The 19,718-nt window shown below is 61.6% G+C and carries 17 protein-coding genes; 8 read left to right on the forward strand and 9 right to left on the reverse strand.

Features of this window, described 5'->3' with window-relative positions; genetic code table 11:
- Window positions 1-43: 43 nt before the first annotated feature.
- The 5 genes from K6M89_RS09335 to K6M89_RS09355 all read right to left on the reverse strand — a co-directional run bounded on the left by K6M89_RS09335 (window position 44) and on the right by K6M89_RS09355 (window position 4,845).
- Window positions 44-1,219: an NAD(P)/FAD-dependent oxidoreductase gene (locus K6M89_RS09335; RefSeq protein ID WP_222139224.1), complete on the reverse strand. Its 1,176-nt coding sequence runs from the start codon at window positions 1,217-1,219 to the stop codon at window positions 44-46.
- Window positions 1,220-1,230: 11 nt separating this feature from the next.
- Complete coding sequence (locus K6M89_RS09340; RefSeq protein WP_222139225.1) at window positions 1,231-2,415, reverse strand: NAD(P)/FAD-dependent oxidoreductase; 1,185 nt, start codon at window positions 2,413-2,415, stop codon at window positions 1,231-1,233.
- Between the two features lie 81 nt (window positions 2,416-2,496).
- Window positions 2,497-3,117, reverse strand: coding sequence for a lytic transglycosylase domain-containing protein (locus K6M89_RS09345; protein ID WP_097578789.1), 621 nt, complete (start codon window positions 3,115-3,117; stop codon window positions 2,497-2,499).
- Window positions 3,118-3,379: 262 nt separating this feature from the next.
- Window positions 3,380-4,141 (reverse strand): N-acetylmuramoyl-L-alanine amidase, encoded by a 762-nt coding sequence (locus tag K6M89_RS09350; RefSeq protein ID WP_222139226.1) that lies wholly within the window; start codon window positions 4,139-4,141, stop codon window positions 3,380-3,382.
- Window positions 4,138-4,845 carry a TerB family tellurite resistance protein gene (locus K6M89_RS09355; protein ID WP_222139227.1) on the reverse strand — a complete coding sequence of 236 codons (708 nt, stop codon included), beginning with the start codon at window positions 4,843-4,845 and terminating at the stop codon, window positions 4,138-4,140. Before K6M89_RS09355 ends, K6M89_RS09350 begins: the two co-directional genes overlap by 4 nt.
- Window positions 4,846-5,323: 478 nt before the next feature.
- On the opposite strand from K6M89_RS09355, the gene K6M89_RS09360 reads away from it, so the two are divergent.
- The 3 genes from K6M89_RS09360 (at window position 5,324) to K6M89_RS09370 (ending at window position 8,597) form a co-directional block, all read left to right on the forward strand.
- The gene (locus tag K6M89_RS09360) at window positions 5,324-6,535 is read left to right on the forward strand and encodes a pyrophosphate--fructose-6-phosphate 1-phosphotransferase (RefSeq protein ID WP_222139228.1); all 1,212 of its coding nucleotides are present in this window, start codon (window positions 5,324-5,326) and stop codon (window positions 6,533-6,535) included.
- A 57-nt stretch (window positions 6,536-6,592) separates the two neighbouring features.
- Entirely contained in the window at window positions 6,593-7,228 is a 636-nt protein-coding gene (locus K6M89_RS09365; RefSeq protein ID WP_097578785.1) for a LysE family translocator, read from the forward strand.
- Between the two features lie 418 nt (window positions 7,229-7,646).
- Window positions 7,647-8,597 carry a lytic transglycosylase domain-containing protein gene (locus K6M89_RS09370; RefSeq protein WP_222139229.1) on the forward strand — a complete coding sequence of 317 codons (951 nt, stop codon included), beginning with the start codon at window positions 7,647-7,649 and terminating at the stop codon, window positions 8,595-8,597.
- A 33-nt stretch (window positions 8,598-8,630) separates the two neighbouring features.
- On the opposite strand, the gene K6M89_RS09375 is transcribed toward K6M89_RS09370, so the two are convergent.
- Complete coding sequence (locus tag K6M89_RS09375; protein ID WP_222139230.1) at window positions 8,631-10,055, reverse strand: serine hydrolase domain-containing protein; 1,425 nt, start codon at window positions 10,053-10,055, stop codon at window positions 8,631-8,633.
- A 191-nt stretch (window positions 10,056-10,246) separates the two neighbouring features.
- Between K6M89_RS09375 and K6M89_RS09380 the strand changes: the two genes are divergently transcribed.
- From K6M89_RS09380 to K6M89_RS09400, 5 genes are all read left to right on the forward strand, one after another.
- A complete protein-coding gene (locus tag K6M89_RS09380; protein ID WP_222139231.1) occupies window positions 10,247-11,491 on the forward strand; it encodes a BtaA family protein in 1,245 nt (414 codons plus the stop codon).
- Window positions 11,488-12,162: a class I SAM-dependent methyltransferase gene (locus tag K6M89_RS09385; protein WP_222139232.1), complete on the forward strand. Its 675-nt coding sequence runs from the start codon at window positions 11,488-11,490 to the stop codon at window positions 12,160-12,162. The genes K6M89_RS09380 and K6M89_RS09385 overlap by 4 nt, the downstream gene beginning before the upstream one ends.
- A gap of 128 nt (window positions 12,163-12,290) precedes the next feature.
- Window positions 12,291-13,088: a glycoside hydrolase family 25 protein gene (locus K6M89_RS09390; RefSeq protein ID WP_222139233.1), complete on the forward strand. Its 798-nt coding sequence runs from the start codon at window positions 12,291-12,293 to the stop codon at window positions 13,086-13,088.
- Window positions 13,089-13,176: 88 nt separating this feature from the next.
- Window positions 13,177-14,400 carry a lytic murein transglycosylase gene (locus K6M89_RS09395; RefSeq protein ID WP_222139234.1) on the forward strand — a complete coding sequence of 408 codons (1,224 nt, stop codon included), beginning with the start codon at window positions 13,177-13,179 and terminating at the stop codon, window positions 14,398-14,400.
- 137 nt (window positions 14,401-14,537) lie between these two features.
- Complete coding sequence (locus K6M89_RS09400; RefSeq protein WP_222139235.1) at window positions 14,538-15,443, forward strand: DMT family transporter; 906 nt, start codon at window positions 14,538-14,540, stop codon at window positions 15,441-15,443.
- 456 nt (window positions 15,444-15,899) lie between these two features.
- Here the strand turns inward: K6M89_RS09400 and metF are convergent, their stop codons facing one another.
- From metF to ettA, 3 genes are all read right to left on the reverse strand, one after another.
- Window positions 15,900-16,802: a methylenetetrahydrofolate reductase [NAD(P)H] gene (gene metF, locus K6M89_RS09405; RefSeq protein WP_097578779.1), complete on the reverse strand. Its 903-nt coding sequence runs from the start codon at window positions 16,800-16,802 to the stop codon at window positions 15,900-15,902.
- Window positions 16,803-16,804: 2 nt separating this feature from the next.
- On the reverse strand, window positions 16,805-17,830 hold the full coding sequence (locus K6M89_RS09410; protein WP_222139290.1) for an ArsR/SmtB family transcription factor: 1,026 nt from the start codon (window positions 17,828-17,830) through the stop codon (window positions 16,805-16,807).
- Window positions 17,831-17,992: 162 nt separating this feature from the next.
- Window positions 17,993-19,642: an energy-dependent translational throttle protein EttA gene (gene ettA / locus K6M89_RS09415; protein WP_038690165.1), complete on the reverse strand. Its 1,650-nt coding sequence runs from the start codon at window positions 19,640-19,642 to the stop codon at window positions 17,993-17,995.
- Window positions 19,643-19,718 lie beyond the last annotated feature (76 nt).

Below are 19,718 nucleotides of genomic sequence, written 5' to 3' on the forward strand. Positions count from 1 at the left end.
ACATAAACGAGAGAGAGCGCAATTTCCATCAAAAATGACAGGCTTAGGAAAATTGCGGTGTGAAATCCGTGGAATAGCCCTGCTGGCTGATCCTGCCTGACAAAAGCAGCTCCGCCCCGAGCCGTCCGATTTCGTCCGAACTCTTGGCCGACGTGCCGGCACAACCCGTCAGCACAGCAATGGCAGGCGACGAGCTGTAGCCGATCATCGGGTAGCCGCTTTCCGTATAGGACACCACGCAGGCGGCCGTCGAAATCGAAAGCGGCGCCAGATCGGGCACCAGCTCGGCAGCGATGCGCTGAAGATGCGTCCGCACGGTTTCGCGCCCCTCCGTTCTGAACCAGGCGCGTATCTCCGCCTCGTCACCGAGCACCAGATCGTCCGGATCGCCGCCGATCTTCAGATAGAATTTGCCGTCGGGATAACGGATCGGCGGCAGCAGATAGATATGGATGCCGGGCATATCGAGAATGAGCGACGGCATGGTCGCAAGACGCTCGGCATCGGCCTCGCTCACCTCGAAAAGCGTGACCGTCCGGCCATAAACCGTCATTGCAACGGGACGCGGCAACAGATTCTCCGCAATGGAAAATCCGCCCGCGGCGAGCAGCACCTTTTCAGCGCGATAGGTCAGGCCACCGGCCGTTCTGACGACAGCCGACCCGCCCTCCTCGCGGATAGAAACGGCATGGTCGCGGATGACGGCGGCACCCGCCTTTTCCGCCAGCAGCGACTGCGCCTTGACCAGCTTGCGCGGGCTGATATGTCCGGCGCCCCTCGCCTCGAAAACCCCGGCGCAGTCAGCGGGAAAGGCAAAGAAAGGAAAGGCGGCCTTCAGCCCCGCCTGGTCGAGAAGGCTGGTTTCGACGCTAAGCGAAACGGCGGCCTGTCGCGTCTCCTCGAGGTATTCGCTTCCACCAGGCGCGGCGACGACGCAACCGACCTCGCGATAAAATTCGATGCCGCTGTCGCGAGCGATCTCGCCATAACGGCCGATCGAGCGGTTGGCGAGCAGAGCCCAGTTGCCGTTGGGATCGATGGTGCGGGTGATGCGCCCCTCGTCGTAATGGCTGGCGAAGACGCCCTGATGCGCCTTGCGGTCGGCCGGCTCGTCCGGGCCGATCACCGCCACGCCATCCACTTGGCGCGCCAGATGCCGCGCGGCTGCCGCCCCCATCAACCCGCGGCCGACGACGATATATTTGAAATCGACTGCCATGATGCTCCCTTTCAGGCAAAGACCGGCGTCAGTTCGCCGCCGAAATCCGTGTCGCCAAGCCGCCCTTCGGTCAGAAGCACCGCGCCCAATCGTCCAAGTTCGTCGGAGGATTTGGCGGCGACGAAATTGCCGCCGGTCAGCACCGCGATGCGCGGCGACTGCGTAAACCCGGCATAGGGATAACCGGTCGGCGTGAAATTCGCCACGCACGGCCCGGATGTCACCGGGCAGCCGGCAAGCGCCGGCATCAGTTGCAGGGCGATGCGGCAAAGATGATCGCGCTCGGCAGCGCTTCCGTCGGAACGGAACCACGCGCCGGCATCCTCCAGCCGATTGATGGAAAGCGTCTCGGTATCGCCGCCGAGCTTCAGATAGATTCTTCCGTCGGGATAACGCACCGGCGGCAGAATATAAATGTGATCTTCTTCGCGGTCGCCGAGCACGATCGTCGACGGCATGTCGCCGAAGACCGCCATTTCGCGCTCACCGATTTCATAGAAGACGACCGTGCGCGCCATAACCTTGGTGTCGACGGAACGCGGCAGCAGCGCATGAAAATTGCTGAAGCCGCCAACCGCCACCAGGACCCTCTCGGCGCTGTAGCGCCTTCCGTCGACCGTCACCTCGACATGGGCACCGGTGTCGCGCACGGATGTCGCGGTTGCCTCGATCAGCGTAACGCCACCCTGTTCCGCGAGCATAGCCTGGGCGCGCACGAGCGCCCGCGGATTGATATGGCCGGCGCGCTTGCGTTCAAAATAGCCGCTGAAATCGGCATCGACGGCAAGATAGGGAAAGCGCCGCGAAAGGTCCGACGATGCGATGGTCTCGATGTCGCTGCCGAGCGTCCGGCTGACGGTCAACGCCCGATCGATATAGTCCTGCTCGCTCTTGTCAGGCGCTGCAAAGAGGCAGCCGACTTCCGAAAAGAAGGAAATGCCGCTCCTTGCCTCGATCTCACGGTAGCGGTCGAGCGCGCGGGCGGCGAAGGTTCCCCAGGCCAGATTGCCATCGAACGTCCGTGTAATACGCGCCTCGTCGTAGTGGCTGGCGAAGACGCCATCATGAGCTTTGCGCTCAGCCGGCTCGCGCGGGCCGATCAGCGCGATGCCGTCGGCCATCGCAGAGAGATGCCGGGCGGCCGCGGCACCCATCATGCCGCGTCCGATGATGATGAACCTGAAATCGACTGCCATATCCCACCTCGCTAAATTCCAGCGATACCATGGCAATCATCTTGAATCATCCAGCTCTTGTCAGGGATAAGCGCTTCAGGCTCAGAGCATTGCGAGAACCTTGCCGCAATAGGACTTGGACACCGGGTTCATGCGCGTGGCGCCATGACCGGCATTGTATTTGAGGATGGTGTTGCAGGTCTCGCCACCACCGAGATCATGGGCGGCAGCCAGATATTTCATGCCGTACTTGATGTTGGTTTCCGGATCGAACAGGCCCTTGGCGCTGCCGGAATAGCCCATCATGCGGGCAGTTGCAGGCTTTATCTGCATCAGGCCGATTTCACCGTGGCTGCCGCGCGCATTCGGATTGAAATTGCTTTCGATACGGATGACAGCGGTCGCAAGCGCAACCGGTACATCATATTGGTTCGCATATTTGCTGATCAGTGCGGAATAGGAATTGCCGGAAACATTGGCGACGGGATAACCGCTCTGGCGCTCGACCGTCTTCAGTGTGCGTTCCGCCGTCTTGAGCGGACGCTTCGCCGGCTTGACCGAACGCTCCGCTTTCTTCAACGGACGTTCTGTCTTCTTCGAAGGACGCTCGACTTTCTTCACCGGCGCATCAGCTCGCACACCCCAATCATTCGCAAAGGCAAAGCTATTTCCGGCCAGCACCATGCCAACGCATGTTGCAGCAACAACAATCAGTTTTCTCATGTAGTCTTGAACACTCCGACCCAAAGAATTTCCGGACGGCGCGCCTCGCTGTCATAATGAATACCAGATCAATGACCGATCTGGATTCGCGGCAATTCTTATTCGTTTCACATAGCGCCCGTGGTTTAACTCGAAAATAACCCCGAGTACCGCTTGGCGGAGGTTCTTAGACCATCGCAATGAGGAGATAATAGGGAAATGATGTGGCAGGCCGATTTTCGCGCTGCAGTGCGAAATTCGGCGTTCAGTAATTGTCGAGGAATCAGGAATAACGCGGCAAAGCCGACAGTAGCCGGTGCAACGTGTCGATCGTCGAGAAATCGGCGATGCCATCTATCCGTTCGGGCCGAAAATGCCGCTGGAAAGCTTCCACGTCGCCTGCCGTTTTTTCTGAAAATTGCCCCGTGATTTCAGTGCTGTAACCATAGAGCGACAGCATCGACTGCAGTGCTTCGACGGGTTGGCCGGCATCGCCGCGCTGTAAGAAGCGTCCGCCGGTTATCGTTGCCGGTTCGACCCAGTGCCCGATGCCCGCCCGGTGGAGCTCCGCCCAGGGGAATTTTTCACCCGGATCGACCTTGCGAATCGGGGCGACATCGGAATGCCCGAGCACGCGTTCCGGCGCGATCGACCAACGTTTGACACAGTCCCGACACAATTCGATCACCACCGCGATCTGCTGTTTCGGATAGTCGGGAAGGCCGCCGGGATGGCCGGCATTGGCGATCTCGATGCCGATCGACAGCGAATTGATGTCGCTCTCGCCATGCCAGCTGCTCTTCCCGGCATGCCAGGCGCGCCGCGCCTCCGGCACGAGTTGGATTACCTCGCCGCTCTCATGCACGAAATAATGGCTGGAAACCTGGCTTTCGGCGCTGCAGAGCCAGTCGAGCGCGCCATCCGGCGTCGGCATGCCGGTATAGTGCAACAGGATCATATCCGGGCGACGCCCGTCGGCCCGCTCCCCGTGATTGGGCGACGGCCGCACGCAAGCCCCCGTGTAATCCGCCTCGAAGGAGGTCATGCGGCGCGGCGTTCCTTCTCGATTGCCGCATAGGCTGCGTTGAGTGCCGCCATGCGCTCATTGGCAATCACATGGAATTCCTTCGGCACGCCGCGCGAGATCAGTCGATCGGGATGGTGTTCGCTGACGAGGCCGCGGTAACGGCGGCGGATCGTCGGAAAATCGTCGGAGGGCGACACGCCGAGCACCTTGTAGGGATCGCCGCCGGACGAGACATGGCGGGCGGCGATCTGCTCGAAGCGGGTCTCGCTCATCTGGAAGATCGCGCCGATGTGACTGAGGAAATTCAATTCCTTTTCATGAATCAGCCCGTCGGCCTTGGCGATATGGAAAAGGCCATCGAGCACGTCTTCCAGCACGGTGCAATTGGCCGCACAGGTAATGCAGAGCGCGGAGAGACGTTCGGCATAGGCCTCATAGCCGGCAACATCCTGACGCGCGAGATTATAAAGTCTGGCGACGTTCTTCGCTTGATCCTGCGGAAACTCGAAGATTTCCCGGAAAGCCTCGACCTCCCTCTCGCTGACGATGCCGTCGGCCTTGGCCATCTTTGCCGAAAGCGCGATGATCGCCACCGAGAAAGCGACCTTCCGCCGTGTCTCCGGATCGCCTTCGAAAACCGTGCGGATGGCCTCGACCACCGCGGACAGCGCGTTGCCCGCAATATTGCCAATGGCATTCACCAGTTTTTCCCAGAAGGACATCGAAAATCCCGCGTACTTGTCAACTTATAAGCAAACAGCTTGACCAAAGAATCGTAGCCTTTGCAAGGCGACGATTGGTCCTAGGCGCGAACACAGTTTTCACGATTTGGTAATTGTCGCACCACAGCAAGCGATTCACCCCTTCAATTGAGTGAATGGCGCGCACCGCCCCACCGGTCTAAGCTGTTCGAGACGCGCGCGCAATTTCCACAACAGTTCTCGGTCCGCGTATCGGGCTTGAAACGATTATATCAGCTCTTCCGGCGAGAAAGGGTGAAAAGGCAGCGTTTTTCGTAAATTCTTTACTTTACAGGCCCCTTTCCCTGCCGCATCCATGCGTTAATGCATGTCGCCCGGAACTCTACGGCGGCACCGGGACACGGCATGCACAAGCAACGGGCAAACGCATCGCATAAACGAAGGCCGATGCGACGCGCCTTAGCCAGCGCCGCCGCATCGAAACGCCATAGGAGGAATCATGGCCAAGCAGAAAGTTGCAATGCTGACCGCCGGAGGCCTCGCACCCTGCCTTTCCTCCGCTGTCGGCGGCCTCATCGAACGCTACAGCGACGTTGCCCCTGAACTCGATATCGTCGCCTATAAGTCCGGCTACCAGGGCGTACTGCTCGGCGACAGCATCGAGATCACACGTCAGATGCGTGAAAAGGCGCCGCTGCTGCACCGCTTTGGCGGCTCGCCGATCGGGAACAGCCGTGTCAAGCTCACCAACGCCGCCGACTGCGTCAAGCGCGGCCTCGTGAAGGAAGGCGACAACCCGCTGAGGGTCGCCGCCGAACGCCTTGCCGATGACGGCATCACCATTCTCCACACGATCGGCGGCGACGACACTAACACCACAGCTGCCGACCTTGCGGCCTACCTCGCTGCCAACGGCTACGATCTGACCGTCGTCGGCTTGCCGAAGACGGTCGACAACGACGTCGTGCCGATCCGCCAGTCGCTGGGCGCCTGGACGGCCGCCGAAGTCGGCGCCCATTTCTTCGACAATGTCGGCAACGAGCAGACCGCCGCCCCCCGCACCCTCGTCATCCATGAGGTCATGGGACGCCATTGCGGCTGGCTGACGGCCGCCACTGCCCGCGCCTATCTCCAGCGCACCAGCCGCAATCAATATGTCGATGGCCTGATGATGGATGCGCAACTGAAGGGCATCGACGCCGTCTATCTGCCCGAAATGGCGTTCGATCTCGATGCCGAGGCCACCCGGCTGAAGGAAGTCATGGATCGCACCGGCCATGCCACCGTCTTCGTGTCGGAAGGCGCTTGCCTCGACGCCATCGTCGCCGAGCGCGAAGCCGCCGGCGAGACCGTCAAACGTGATGCCTTCGGCCATGTGAAGATCGACACGATCAACGTCGGTGCATGGTTCCAGAAGCAGTTCGCCAGCCTCCTGAACGCCGAGCGTTCCCTCGTGCAGAAATCGGGCTATTTCGCCCGCTCGGCGCCGGCGAACGCCGACGACCTCAGGCTGATCCAGAGCATGGTCGACCTCGCCGTCGAAAGCGCTCTCAATAAGGTGTCCGGCGTCACCGGCCACGATGAAGCGCAGAATGGTAAATTGCGCACTATAGAATTCCCGCGCATCAAGGGCGGGAAGGCTTTTGACCTTTCGACGGCATGGTTTGCCGAAGTCATGGACAATATAGGCCAGAAATACAAAGAAGCATGATTGACGGATGGTTAATAAGGTGTCTTTGCTTGTTCCTGAGGAATGGGAGGAGACACCATGTCGTTTGAAGCCTGGCTCGCTTTTGCGGCCGCATCCGCCATTATGCTGGCCATACCGGGACCGACGATACTGCTCGTCGTCTCATATGCGCTTGGCCATGGACGCAGGATGGCGTTTGCGACGGTGAGCGGCGTGGCGCTCGGCGACTTCACCGCGATGACGGCTTCACTCTTCGGTCTCGGCGCCGTCCTTGCCGCCTCTGCCACTCTTTTCACTGTCCTCAAGTGGATCGGCGGCGCCTACCTGATATGGCTCGGAATCAAGCTCTGGCGGGCTCCTGTCATCGGCGAGCCGGTTGCCGACAACGACAATCTTCCGGAGGAAAGAACGCTCAGGATTTTCCTCCACGCCTACGTCGTCACCGCCCTCAATCCGAAGAGCATCGTCTTCTTTGTCGCCTTCGTGCCGCAGTTTCTCAACCCGGCCCTCCCCTTCTTCGGGCAGATGGCGATCATGGAAGCGACCTTCCTCGTGCTGGCGATCCTCAACGCTTCCACCTACGCATTCCTCGCCCATAGGGCGCGCGGACTGATTCGCAAGGCAAGCGTCCAGCGCGCCGTAAACCGAACCGGCGGCACCCTGCTGATCGCTGCGGGCGCCGTAACGGCCGGCTATCGCCGTATTGCGGCTTAGAGCCTTTCCTGGTCAGATTGAAGCATTCTGCCGGAGCAGATTTTCGTCAGGGCAGAGGCGATTGGCGATGGGCATCCCCCTCGGTATGTCTGAGCCGATCGCCTCTGATCCTCACGAGAGATGCCCGGCCACCGGCCGCACCGCTTCGCCGTGGCGAAGCGATAGGCGCGTCCGGCAATCCCCAAGTGTTGCAGATTTGCCAAGCAAATCTGCGGGAGGGTTGGCTGAAACGGGCCGGCTGGTCGACCATCCGACTCCCTTTGAGCCACAGAGTGATGCAATCTGACCGGGAAAGGCTCTAAAAATATTCCGTGGTTGCCGGAATGCAACGAATACGTTAATGGGGTCGGCAGGGTTTAAGCTTTTTAGTAACTTTTATAACGCTGCTGGGGCGGCGCGATTTCACGAAAGTGACGGAATGGTAGCGATCGGATTGTCCGGCCTGAAACGCAGTCTTGTCGTTTCTACGGTGCTCTGCTGCAGCGTGATGACCGGCTGCACGAGCGTCGAATACACCTCTCAGGCCGAACTGACAGCCGCCCAGACCGTGGTGCCGACACCCAAGCCCGGCGAAGACGCCACACTGGCCGCAGTCCCGACGGCCGAGGGCGCAGCTGGCCTGGCGGTCGCAGGCGCCATACTTCCGCAAACGCAGACGTCGCCCTCTCTGACCGCAACGGCGATGCCGACGGTTGGCGCGTCTCAGCCCGCCGATCTCACCATGCAGGCGGGCATACAGCCGGCAGCCTATGCGCAGATCCCCCTGACGCCCGAGATGACGGCGATCCAATCCGTCGTGCCGACGCCGCGTCCGGTGACCCCGGCACAGCCGGCGACGCAGCTTGCCTTTGCCGCGACACCGCAGAACAATGCACTTGCCGCACTTGCGGCAGTCGACACGACGCCCCGTTCCAGCATGGATTACGGCTTCGACGAGTCCGGTCCGATCGATCCGCCGACGGCTCCACCAATGTTCAGCGACGACGATAAGGACGACGCGCCGACCGTCGAGAAGAGTTTCGTCACCAAGCTCATCCAGAAATATTCGAAGATTTACGCGATTCCCGAGACGCTGCTCCACCGCATCGTCCATCGCGAGAGCCGCTACAATCCGAAGGCTTACAACAAGCGCGGATATTTCGGCCTTATGCAGATCAAGTACAATACTGCCAAATCGATGGGCTATGACGGTGCGCCGGGCGGTCTCTTCGATGCCGAGACCAACATCAAATATGCCGCGAAATATCTGCGTGGCGCCTGGCTCGTCTCCGACAACAAGGAAGATGATGCCGTCCGCCTCTATGCGCGGGGCTATTATTATGACGCCAAGCGCAAGGGCATGAATGACATCGCCCAGGGCAATTACTGACAACCACCAGAAGAACGGATTCGACGCTGCCGCCTATGGCTGCGTCTCGACCTGCCGCTCTGATCCGGCCTGCTGTTGCGGCACCCGCGATTGCGGAGACGCCTCCAGGACCGCCTTGAGAAGCGCCTGCGGCTGATAGCCGAGCCAGCCCGGCGTCAGGCCGAGCCGGACGACGACCAGATTGGCGGAGGGCACGATCGCCATGCTCTGCCCGTCATGCCCCGACAGCCAGAACGTATCCTCCGGCAGCCCGAACGCGGCGTTCGAGCTGCCGGGCGCAAGCCACGCCTGGCCTTGCGTATAGCGGCCGTTCGACGCTGCCGTCGGCGTGCGCATGGCGCCGACGAACCCCTCCGGCAGCAATCGCCGGCCATTCCAGACGCCATCCTGCAGCAGGAACTGTCCGAAGCGGGCCCAGTCATGCGCCGTCGCGTAGAGATAGGAGCTTCCGGCAAAGGTGCCGCGCGCGTCGAGTTCGAAGACGGCGCTGCTCATGCCGAGCGGGGAGAAGAGCGCGTCATGCGGATAGGAAAAGGCTGCCTGCGCATTGCCGACCCTGTCCATCCAGATGCGTGACAAGAGCACCGCCGTGCCGCTCGAATAGCGGAACCGCTGCCCGGGTGCCGCCTCCATCGGCGCATTGGCCGGCAGCGATACCATGTCGGGATCGAGATACAGCATGCGCGTCACATCGGCGACGCTGCCATAATCCTCATTGAAGGCGAGGCCGCTCTCCATGCCGAGTAGGTCGGAAACCTTGATCCTGGCGCGCTGATCGTCCTTCCACTGCGCCATCAAGTGATCGTCGTCGAAGGAAACCTTGCCGTCGAGCATCAGCCGGCCGAGGATGGCCGCGTTCACCGTCTTCGTCATCGACCAGCCGATCAGCGGCGTCTTCGACGAAAATCCGCGGCCATAGGCCTCGGCGATGATACGGCCGTCGCGCACCACCACAATCGCCCGCATGGCCGGGCCGACAAATCGGGCATCGGTCAGCACCGCGGCGATCTTCGCGTCCGGCTGAATGCCGCTGCCCTCGCCTTGCGGCCACACCCCGTCATTCGCCTGCATCTTGGCCGGTGCATCGAACGGCACCGCATTAATCGCCGCCTCGAAATTGCCGTCCGGCACGCTGGTGCAGCCGAGCGCGCCGCGATAGAGCGCATAACTCGGTGCGAACAGCCCCATGAAGCGCGCCGTCACCCGGCCGCTGTCGCGCTCGACACTGACGCGCACCAGCCTCAGCAGCGGATTTCCCGGCGCCTGGACGTCGTCGTGCAGCACATCGTCGGCATCCCGGCCGGCAATGAAGACATTCGAGCAGACGATCTTGGCGGCGTAGCCATCCCCGACGCGCAACAGCTCCGGCGGCCGGACGAAGAGCCAGCCGGTCCCGGCGGCGATGATGAGAACCACAAGGAGAGCAAGCGCCTTCAGGACACGCAGCACAAATCGCATGGCATTCCTCCATGCCGGGAGAGAAGCAGGAATCGCGCCGGTCGGAAAGGGGCCGGCGCGAAGAAGGCGCACCATTCCGATCACTCTTCATTGATGCCGGAGCCTCCCGGGGACCGGCGCCCACAGCCCGCGTCATCAAACTGTAGCAGTGGCGCGCTACACGCCCTGAACGCTAAAAAGGTGACAGACTCATGTCAGAATTTGCACCGGATGCCGGCTTCCGCAAGAACCGGAAACTCAAGGACGCCCTTCTCCGCCACAAGGCTTTTTCGAAGGAAGGTTTTTCCGAGCGTCTCTTCGGCCTCCTCTTCTCCGGCCTCGTCTACCCGCAGATCTGGGAAGATCCGGATCTCGACATGCAGGCGATGGAGCTGAAGCCCAACCATCGCATCGTCACCATCGGCTCCGGCGGCTGCAACATGCTCGCCTATCTCTCCAAGGCGCCGGCCTCGATCGACGTCGTCGATCTCAACCCGCACCATATCGCGCTGAACCGCCTGAAGCTTGCAGCCTTCAAGCATCTGCCGGATCACGACGACCTCGTCCGCTTCCTGGCGATGCCGAACGAAAAGTCGAACAGCCGCGCCTTCGACCGGCATCTTGCCGCCAGGCTCGACGAGGCGACCCGCAGCTACTGGAACGGCCGCAAGTTCGGCCGCCGCCGCGTCACCGTCTTCGACCGCAACATCTATGAAACCGGCCTGCTCGGCCGCTTCATCGGCGCAGCTCACCTTCTTGCCCGCCTGCACGGCGTCAAGCTTCGCGAGATGACCAAGACCCGCTCGATCCGCGAGCAGCGCCAGTTCTTCGACGAACAGATCGCGCCGCTTTTCGAAAAGCCGGTCGTGCGCTGGATCACCGGCCGGAAGAGCTCGCTCTTCGGCCTCGGCATACCGCCGCAGCAATATGACGAACTCGCAAGCCTTGCCGCCGATCATTCGATCGCGCCGGTGCTGAAGCACCGCCTGGAAAAGCTCGCCTGTCATTTCCCGATGCGCGACAACTATTTCGCCTGGCAGGCCTTCGGCCGCCGCTACGGCACGCAAGAGGAAGGCCCGCTGCCGACCTATCTGAAGCCGGAGCACTATGAGGTGATCCGCGCCAATGTCGACCGCGTGAACGTCCACCACGCAAGCTTCACCGAGCTTCTGGCCCGCGAGCCGGCCGCCTCGCGCGACCGTTACATCCTGCTCGACGCGCAGGACTGGATGACCGATGGGCAGTTGAACGAAGTCTGGCGGGAAATCACCCGCACGGCGCGCGACGGCGCCCGGGTGATCTTCCGCACCGCCGCCGAAAAGAGCATCATCGAAGGCCGCCTGTCTCCCTCGATCCGCGACCAGTGGGAATACTTCGAAGGGAAGTCATGCGAACTGACCGCGCTCGATCGCTCGGCGATCTATGGCGGCTTCCACATCTACGGGAAGAAGGCGTGAGCAAGGTTGGCACGGAGACGGCGGGAATGAGCGACGAACATGCCAGCCTGATGGATGGCATGTACCGTTACCAGCGCCATATCTACGACCTGACGCGCAAATATTACCTTCTCGGCCGCGACAGCACGATCCGCAATCTCGACGTGCCCGAGGGCGGCACCCTGCTCGAAGTCGGCTGCGGCACCGGTCGCAACATGGCCTTCGCCCACAGGCATTTCCCGACCGCCCAGCTGTTCGGCCTCGACATTTCCCAGGAAATGCTGATTTCAGCACGCAAGACCTTCGCCACCAAAGCGACTATCCCGGAATTCCGCGTCGCCGACGCCACGGCCTTCACGCCACGCGAATTCGGCGTTAGCGGTTTCGACCGCATCCTGATCTCCTATGCCCTGTCGATGATCCCAGACTGGGAGCGCGCCGTCGATGCGTCGATCGCCGCGCTCAATCCCGGCGGTCAGCTGCACATCGTCGATTTCGGCCAGCAGGAAGGTCTGCCGCGCTGGTTCCGCCGCATGCTGCAGTCCTGGCTTGCAAAATTCCACGTCACCCCGCGCTCCGATCTGCGGGAGGTTCTGGAAGCGCAGGCTGAGGAGCACAATGCGCGATTGTCGTTCGAAACCGTCGGCGGCGGTTATGCCTGGCGGGCGGCTATTATCAGCAAGCGCACATAATTCGCTTGAAACTAACCGATTTTTTACGTTGATATGGTGAAAGGAGGGTTATTCCCTCTGCGGGACTCGTCTTTTTCGAAGGTCAGGCTGTGGGGCAAAGAGATCATTCGGTTCACGACGGGATACCCATGCGCCGGCTTTTGTTTTGCGTTGTGCCTCTGGCCATCATGCTCGCCGGCTGCTCCTCCTCCGGTTATGACTCCCTCGAAACGGCATCGATCAACCCGAAAACGCGCTTCAAGGACACCGATCCGCAGAATTTTGGCGCGAAGCACCCGCATCAGAACGATGTGCACGGCATCGACATCTCCAAATGGCAGGGTGATATCGACTGGGCGAGCGTGAAGAATTCGGGCGTCGCCTTCGCCTTCATCAAGGCGACGGAAGGCAAGGACAGGCTCGATGCCCGCTTCGATGAATATTGGCGCGAGGCCCGGGCCGCCGGCATCCCGCACGCTCCCTATCATTTCTATTATTTCTGCTCCTCGGCCGACCAGCAGGCCGATTGGTTCATAACCAACGTCCCGAAGGACGCCATGCGCCTGCCGCCGGTGCTCGACGTCGAATGGAACGGCGAATCGAAGACCTGCCGCTATCGCCCCGATCCGGCAACCGTGCGCGCCGAAATGCAGCGCTTCATGGACCGGCTGGAGGCCTATTACGGCAAACGCCCGATCATCTACACTTCGGTCGATTTCCACCGGGAGAATCTCGTCGGCTACTTCCCGGATTATCATTTCTGGGTGCGCTCCGTGGCCAAGCACCCCGAGGCGACCTATTCCGACCGCCGCTGGGCCTTCTGGCAGTATACCTCGACCGGCGTTGTTCCCGGCATCAAGGGGCCGACCGATATCAACGTCTTTGCCGGCAGCGCAAAGAACTGGAACAACTGGGTCGCGACCGTTTCCAAGGATAGAAATTCTTAGTAACGTCTTTCAATCTTTCTTGCTTCCGTCACATTCCTCTGTGAAAGCGACGGCATCCATTTGCTATTTTGCTATAAGGACCGCATTCATGCACCGCTCGCTCACAAGCCGCTCTGCACTCGCCCTCCTGTTTGCCCTCACCATTGCCGGCGGCGCGGCCGCCCAGCAGGCGCCTGCTGCCTCCGCCCCCTCGACAGCGCCCTGCGGCGGCGATCTGTCCGCCTTCCTTGAGGGCGTCAAGGCCGATGCCGTTGCCGCGGGCGCCAGTGCCGCGGCCGCCGACCAAGCTCTTGCCGGCGCCGAAATCGACCAGAAGGTGCTTAGCCGAGATCGCGCCCAGGGCGTCTTCAAGCAGACCTTCCTCGAATTTTCCCAGCGTACCGTCAGCCAGGCCCGCCTCGACATCGGCCGCCAGAAGATGAAGCAGTATGCCGACGTCTTTGCCCGGGCCGAGCAGGAATTCGGCGTTCCCTCCGGCGTCATCACCGCCTTCTGGGCGATGGAAACCGATTTCGGCGCCGTCCAGGGCGACTTCAACACCCGCAACGCGCTGGTGACGCTGTCACACGATTGCCGTCGCCCGGAGCTCTTCCGCCCGCAGCTGATCGCTCTCATCGAGATGGTCCAGCACGGCGACCTCGACCCTGCCACCAATACCGGCGCCTGGGCCGGCGAGATCGGCCAGGTGCAGATGCTGCCGCGCGACATCATCGCCTACGGCATGGACGGCGATGGCGACGGCCATGTCCGCCTGAAGCAGAGCAGCCCTGACGCCGTCCTGACGGCGGCGAAATTCATCCAGCACCTAGGCTTCGAGCGCGGACAGCCCTGGCTGCAGGAAGTCACCCTGCCTGACAATCTGCCCTTCGAGAAATCCGGCCTGGGCGGCACGATGAAGGCCAGCGAGTGGTTCGCGCTCGGCGTCAAGCCGCGCGATGGGAACACCGCTTTCGGCGATCTCGAGGGCGACCTTGTGCTGCCGCAGGGCCGCATGGGACCGGCCTTCATCGCCTATCCGAATTTCAAGATCTATCTCGAATGGAACAAGTCGTTCATCTATACGACGTCGGCGGCCTATTTCGCGACCCGCCTTTCCGGCGCCCCGACCTATCTCAAAGGCACGCCTGAACAGGGGCTTGCCAACGACCAGATGAAGACGCTGCAGACCAAACTCCAGTCGCTCGGCCACGACGTCGGCGAGATCGACGGCATCCTCGGCTCCGGCACGCGTATCGCGATCCAGAAGGAACAGCAGCGCCTCGGCATACCGGCCGACGGCTGGGCGACGCCGGCGCTTCTTGACGCCCTCTGATCGCCGCTTCCGCCCGCCGCTCGCTTCGCAAGAAACGGGTGGCGCCACGCGCCGTCGGCGTTAAAGCTGATGGTGAGGGTCCGCGATCGGGTGTCGACGCGACGGCGGCGGCGCAGCTTGGGATGGAGGAAGGCGGCATGGACAACAGAATGAATGCCTGGACCTGGAGCCTGCTGCTCCTGCTCGGTCTCATCTGGGGTGGCTCTTTCTTCTTTGCCAGCATCGCCGTTCAGCATGTCCCGCCGCTGACCCTCGTCTTCCTCCGTCTGCTGCTGGCCGCGATTGCGCTGCACATCTACATCGCCGGCCGTTTCGGCATCTATCCGATCCTGGAAGCCCGCTGGCGCGAATTCCTGATCCTCGGGCTCATCAACAATGCCCTGCCGCACGCTCTGATCTTCTTCGGCCAGACCCGTATCGGCGCCGGACTTGCGGCGATCCTGAACGCGACGACGCCTATTTGGACCGTGTTGATCGCCAACTACGTCACATCAGACGAGAAGCTATCATCTGCCAAGATTGCCGGCTGCCTCGTCGGCCTGGCCGGAACGATCGTGCTGATCAGCCCCAGCCTGTCGGCCAGTGGCGAAGCGCCGCTCTGGGCGCTGCTGCTTCCGGTACTTGCCGCTGTCTCCTATGGGTTCGCAGCCACCTACGGCAAGCGGTTCAAGACTATTCCGGCCCCCGTCACCGCAGCCGGCCAGCTGACGGCGTCCTCGTTGATCACCTTGCCGTTGTCGCTCTTGGCCGATCGCCCCTGGACGCTCCCCTGGCCGTCACTCGATATCGTCGTCGCCGTACTGGCTCTGGCGCTGGTGTCGACCGCCTTCGCCTATATTCTCTATTTCCGGATCATGGCGGCGGCCGGCGCCACCAACGCCTCGCTCGTCACGCTGCTGGTGCCGCCGAGCGCCATCCTTCTCGGCGTGCTTTTCCTCGGCGAGCGGCTCACCCTTGCCGAACTCGCCGGCATGGCGCTGATCGGCTTCGGCCTTGTCATTCTCGACGGCCGTGCCTATCGCCTGCTGGCCAGGCCAGCGTGAAGAATGGTTGCAAATCCCGCATGATTTCAACCGCTTGACTATGCGCCATGTTTCAGGCGCATAGGTAAATCGGCAATCGCCCGATTTAACCGCATGTTAAATTCTGTGAATAAGATTTTGTCGCGAATACGCGTTGAATTTCAACAGCTTGCGGATTCACTGTTCGACTTATCCACCGCCTCGTTCTGCGGTGCAGCACAGATTCCGCTTCCCAACCGACACATTTCCGACATATTATTGTCAGGTTAACGCGAGGAGACAGACATGGGACTCACGCAATCCTTGAATGTTCTGTTGGTCAGTGCAGCGTTTGCCTTCGTCCTGTCCATGCTCTTTATCTGAGTTGGCCGGCGGGGTGTGACGACTGGTAGTACCTGAACTCCCCTGATCAATCCGCCAATGAAAAAGCGCATGTCCCGCCCGACATGCGCTTTTTACTTTGATGGACGCGGAAAATCAGGCAGCCGCGCCGGCGTTTTTTGCCGCCCGGCGGGAGAGGCCGAGATTGTCGAGCACGGCGGAAACCAGCGGCGAACGGTTCATCGTATAGAGATGGAAATCGCGGATGCCGCGCCGGACGAGATCTTCGATCTGCTCGGCGGCGACATCGGCTGCAACCTTTGCCCGCTCTTCGGGCTTGTCGTCGAAGCCCGCAAAACGCTCATCGAGAAAGCCGGGGATGATCGCGCCGCAGGCGCCGGCAAAACGTTTGAGCTGCGTCAGGTTCTGGATCGGCATGATGCCGGGCACGATCGGGATCGAAATGCCGGCCTGGCGCACCCGCTCCAGATAACGCTCGAAATTGTCGTTGTCGAAGAAGAACTGCGTCAGCGCCCGGTCGGCACCGTTGTCGGCCTTGCGTTTCAGCATGTCGATATCGGCGGCCGTGTCGCGGCTCTCCGGATGCTTTTCCGGATAGGCGGAGACTGAGATTTCGAAATCACCGATCGCCTTGAGGCCGGCCACCAGCTCCGCCGCATTGGCATAGCCGCCGGGATGCGGCTGGTAGGGTGCGCCGGCGCCGCCCGGCGCATCGCCGCGCAGCGCCACGAAATGCGTCACGCCGACCTTGCGGAAGGTCTCGATCATCTGATGCGTCTCTTCCTTCGTCGCGCCGACGCAGGTGAGGTGCGAAGCGGTGGCAAGCGGCGTCTGCGACAGGAAACGCGTGACGGCGGTCAGCGTCGGCGCCTTGGTGGTGCCGCCGGCGCCATAGGTCACCGAGACGAAATCCGGATCCCAGTCCTGCAGCTCGCTGACGGTATTCCAGAGCTGGCCTTCCATCTCTTCCGATTTCGGCGGGAAGAATTCGAACGAGATCCCGATGTCGCGCGCCTGCGCTTCGTTTTTCAAAGCCATTGTCATACTCTCCCGGCAAATGTAGGTTCGGCGCCTTCGCTTAGTTGCGAAGCCATGAGGCGCCTCGGATCGCGTGCGAGCCAGACGGTGACCGTCAGCCCCTGCCCGCTCTGCTGACCCGGATGAAGATCGACGACCTGCTCGACGTCGAGCCCGGCCTTGCGCAGCCAGTCGGACATCGCCTGGTGCGAAAAGCCGAGACGCACATGCGCATGCTCGTCGCGGAGATATTCGAGCGTATGCGGTGCAAGGTCGATGACGACAAGCCGGCCGCCCGGCCGCAGCATGCGCGCCGCTTCGGCGATGGCAATCTCCGGCTGGTCGAAGAAATGCAGTACCTGATGGATCGTCACCAGGTCGAAATCCTGTCCCTCGAACGGCAGGTTCAGAATATCGGCGTGGCGCACGGTGGCCTTGGTGATGCGGCACTTGTCGAGATTGGCGCGCGCCACGCTCAGCATGTCGCGGCTGGCGTCGACACCGATCGCCCGGCGGTAGAGCCCGGCCAGGAGTTCGAGGATGCGGCCGGTGCCGGTGCCGAGATCGAGCAGCGAATCGATCGGCTGGCTGCCGAGCAGCCGGATGACGGCGGCATCGACTTCCTCGTCAGCCGCATGCAGGCGGCGAAGCTCGTCCCATTCCGCCGCGTTGCGGCTGAAATAGGCCTGCGCCCGCTCGGCCCGCTGGCGTTTGACCGCCGACAGTCGCTCGCCGTCACGAAGGACGGTCGGATCGTTTTCGGAGACATGCTTCAGCAAGGCCCGCACGAGCATTGCCGCCTTGCCGTCCTGCTTGAGCCGGAAGTAGGCCCAGGCGCCTTCCTGATAGCGCTCAATCAGTTCGGCCTCGCCGAGCAGCTTCAGGTGGCGGGAGATACGCGGCTGGGACTGGCCGAGAATTTCGGTCAGATCGGTGACCGTCAGATCGCCGGCGTCGAGAAGCGCCAGAAGCCGCAGACGCGTGGGCTCGCCGGCCGCCTTCAAGACGTCCACCAAACCATCCAGTCCAAGCTTCAAAGGTTCGTTCATCATCGGCCCAATCAAGATATAAAGATATCTTTATGTGATTTGAAAAGCGGTGGCAAGCGGCAATTCGCACGCTCCGCGAAATTGCCTGCTCAAATTGCGACAGGGCCGGACATGAAAAAGCCCCGGTCGAACCGGGGCTTTCTCAATCGAAAAGAGGGACGATCAGCGCGTCAGACGCTTATGCGCCTGGCTGCCCGGGTTGAGAGCATCAGGGCCGAGGCGGCGGACCTTGTCCTCTTCATAATCCTCGAAGTTGCCTTCGAACCATTCGACATGGCCCTCGCCTTCGAAAGCCAGAATGTGCGTCGCCAGACGGTCGAGGAACATGCGATCGTGGCTGATGATGATGGCGCAGCCGGCGAAGTTCTCCAGCGCGTTTTCAAGCGCACCCAGCGTTTCCGTGTCGAGGTCGTTGGTAGGTTCGTCGAGCAGCAGAACATTGCCGCCCGCCTTCAGCATCTTGGCGAGATGAACGCGGTTACGCTGACCGCCGGAGAGATTACCGACCTTCTGCTGCTGATCGCCGCCCTTGAAGTTGAAGGCGCCGCAATAGGCACGGGAGTTCATGTCGAACTTGCCGAGCTTGATGATTTCGGCGCCGCCGGAGATTTCCTCCCAGACCGTCTTGTCGCCCGCAAGCGCGTCACGGCTCTGGTCGACATAACCGAGATGCACGGTCTCACCGATGCGGATCGAACCGCTGTCCGGCTTTTCCTGGCCGGTGATCATCTTGAACAGCGTCGTCTTGCCGGCGCCATTCGGGCCGATGACGCCGACGATGCCGCCCGGCGGCAGCTTAATCGACAGGTCGTTGATCAGCGTGCGGCCCTCGAAGCCCTTGGTGATGCCCTCCATCTCGATCACCACCTGGCCGAGGCGCTCGCTGACCGGGATGATGATCTGCGCGTCGCCGGGACGCTGCTTCTCGGCGGCATCCACCAGCTGCTCGTAAGACTTGATACGCGCCTTGGACTTGGCCTGACGGGCCTTTGGGCTGGACGCGATCCATTCGCGTTCGCGGCTGATGGCCTTCTGGCGCGAGGCCTCCTCGCGACCTTCCTGCTCCATGCGCTTGGCCTTCGCCAGCAGATAGGCCGAATAATTACCTTCGTAAGGGATGCCGCGGCCGCGGTCGAGTTCGAGGATCCATCCGGTGACGTTGTCGAGGAAGTAGCGATCGTGGGTGATCATCATCACGGCGCCGGGATAGTCGCGCAGATGCTTTTCGAGCCAGGCAATGGTTTCGGCGTCGAGATGGTTGGTCGGTTCGTCGAGCAACAGCAGATCCGGCTGCGAAAGCAGCAGGCGGCAGAGCGCGATACGGCGGCGTTCACCACCGGACAGGCTGGTGACATCGGCGTCGCGTGGCGGGCAGCGCAGGGCTTCCATCGCCATCTCGACCCGGCTTTCCAGATCCCAGAGGTTCTGGCTGTCGATGATGTCCTGCAGCTTGGCGCCCTCTTCCGCGGTCTCGTCGGAATAGTTCATCATCAATTCGTTGTAGCGATCGAGGATCGCCGTCTTCGAGGCAACGCCTTCCATGACGTTTTCGAACACCGTCTTGTTCGGGTCGAGACGCGGTTCCTGCTCGAGATAGCCGACAGTGGCACCCTCGGCCAGCCAGGCTTCGCCGGTATACTCCTTGTCCTGGCCGGCAATGATGCGCAGCACAGTGGATTTACCGGCGCCGTTCGGCCCGAGGATGCCAATCTTGGCATCCGGGTAGAAGGAAAGGTGGATGTTCTCCAGGATCTTCTTGTTGCCATAGGCCTTGTTGAGGCCGGACATATGATAGATGAATTGACGTGCCATGCTGCGCTGCTCCGGGCGGGAAACTTCGTTTCGTGCCGCTATGTAGGCGAAACAGCGCCTGTGGGCAACGCCGAAA

The organism is Rhizobium croatiense (assembly GCF_019793465.1).
GTDB classification, from domain to species: domain Bacteria; phylum Pseudomonadota; class Alphaproteobacteria; order Rhizobiales; family Rhizobiaceae; genus Rhizobium; species Rhizobium croatiense.

What these genes read in the sequence shown, in the direction of transcription:
- K6M89_RS09335 (WP_222139224.1), bottom strand. Translation starts at nt 1,219, where the DNA reads ATGGCAGTCGATTTCAAATATATCGTCGTCGGCCGCGGGTTGATGGGG.
- K6M89_RS09340 (WP_222139225.1), bottom strand. Translation starts at nt 2,415, where the DNA reads ATGGCAGTCGATTTCAGGTTCATCATCATCGGACGCGGCATGATGGGT.
- K6M89_RS09345 (WP_097578789.1), bottom strand. Translation starts at nt 3,117, where the DNA reads ATGAGAAAACTGATTGTTGTTGCTGCAACATGCGTTGGCATGGTGCTG.
- K6M89_RS09350 (WP_222139226.1), bottom strand. Translation starts at nt 4,141, where the DNA reads ATGACCTCCTTCGAGGCGGATTACACGGGGGCTTGCGTGCGGCCGTCG.
- K6M89_RS09355 (WP_222139227.1), bottom strand. Translation starts at nt 4,845, where the DNA reads ATGTCCTTCTGGGAAAAACTGGTGAATGCCATTGGCAATATTGCGGGC.
- K6M89_RS09360 (WP_222139228.1), top strand. Translation starts at nt 5,324, where the DNA reads ATGGCCAAGCAGAAAGTTGCAATGCTGACCGCCGGAGGCCTCGCACCC.
- K6M89_RS09365 (WP_097578785.1), top strand. Translation starts at nt 6,593, where the DNA reads ATGTCGTTTGAAGCCTGGCTCGCTTTTGCGGCCGCATCCGCCATTATG.
- K6M89_RS09370 (WP_222139229.1), top strand. Translation starts at nt 7,647, where the DNA reads ATGGTAGCGATCGGATTGTCCGGCCTGAAACGCAGTCTTGTCGTTTCT.
- K6M89_RS09375 (WP_222139230.1), bottom strand. Translation starts at nt 10,055, where the DNA reads ATGCGATTTGTGCTGCGTGTCCTGAAGGCGCTTGCTCTCCTTGTGGTT.
- K6M89_RS09380 (WP_222139231.1), top strand. Translation starts at nt 10,247, where the DNA reads ATGTCAGAATTTGCACCGGATGCCGGCTTCCGCAAGAACCGGAAACTC.
- K6M89_RS09390 (WP_222139233.1), top strand. Translation starts at nt 12,291, where the DNA reads ATGCGCCGGCTTTTGTTTTGCGTTGTGCCTCTGGCCATCATGCTCGCC.
- K6M89_RS09395 (WP_222139234.1), top strand. Translation starts at nt 13,177, where the DNA reads ATGCACCGCTCGCTCACAAGCCGCTCTGCACTCGCCCTCCTGTTTGCC.
- K6M89_RS09400 (WP_222139235.1), top strand. Translation starts at nt 14,538, where the DNA reads ATGGACAACAGAATGAATGCCTGGACCTGGAGCCTGCTGCTCCTGCTC.
- metF (WP_097578779.1), bottom strand. Translation starts at nt 16,802, where the DNA reads ATGGCTTTGAAAAACGAAGCGCAGGCGCGCGACATCGGGATCTCGTTC.
- K6M89_RS09410 (WP_222139290.1), bottom strand. Translation starts at nt 17,830, where the DNA reads ATGAACGAACCTTTGAAGCTTGGACTGGATGGTTTGGTGGACGTCTTG.
- ettA (WP_038690165.1), bottom strand. Translation starts at nt 19,642, where the DNA reads ATGGCACGTCAATTCATCTATCATATGTCCGGCCTCAACAAGGCCTAT.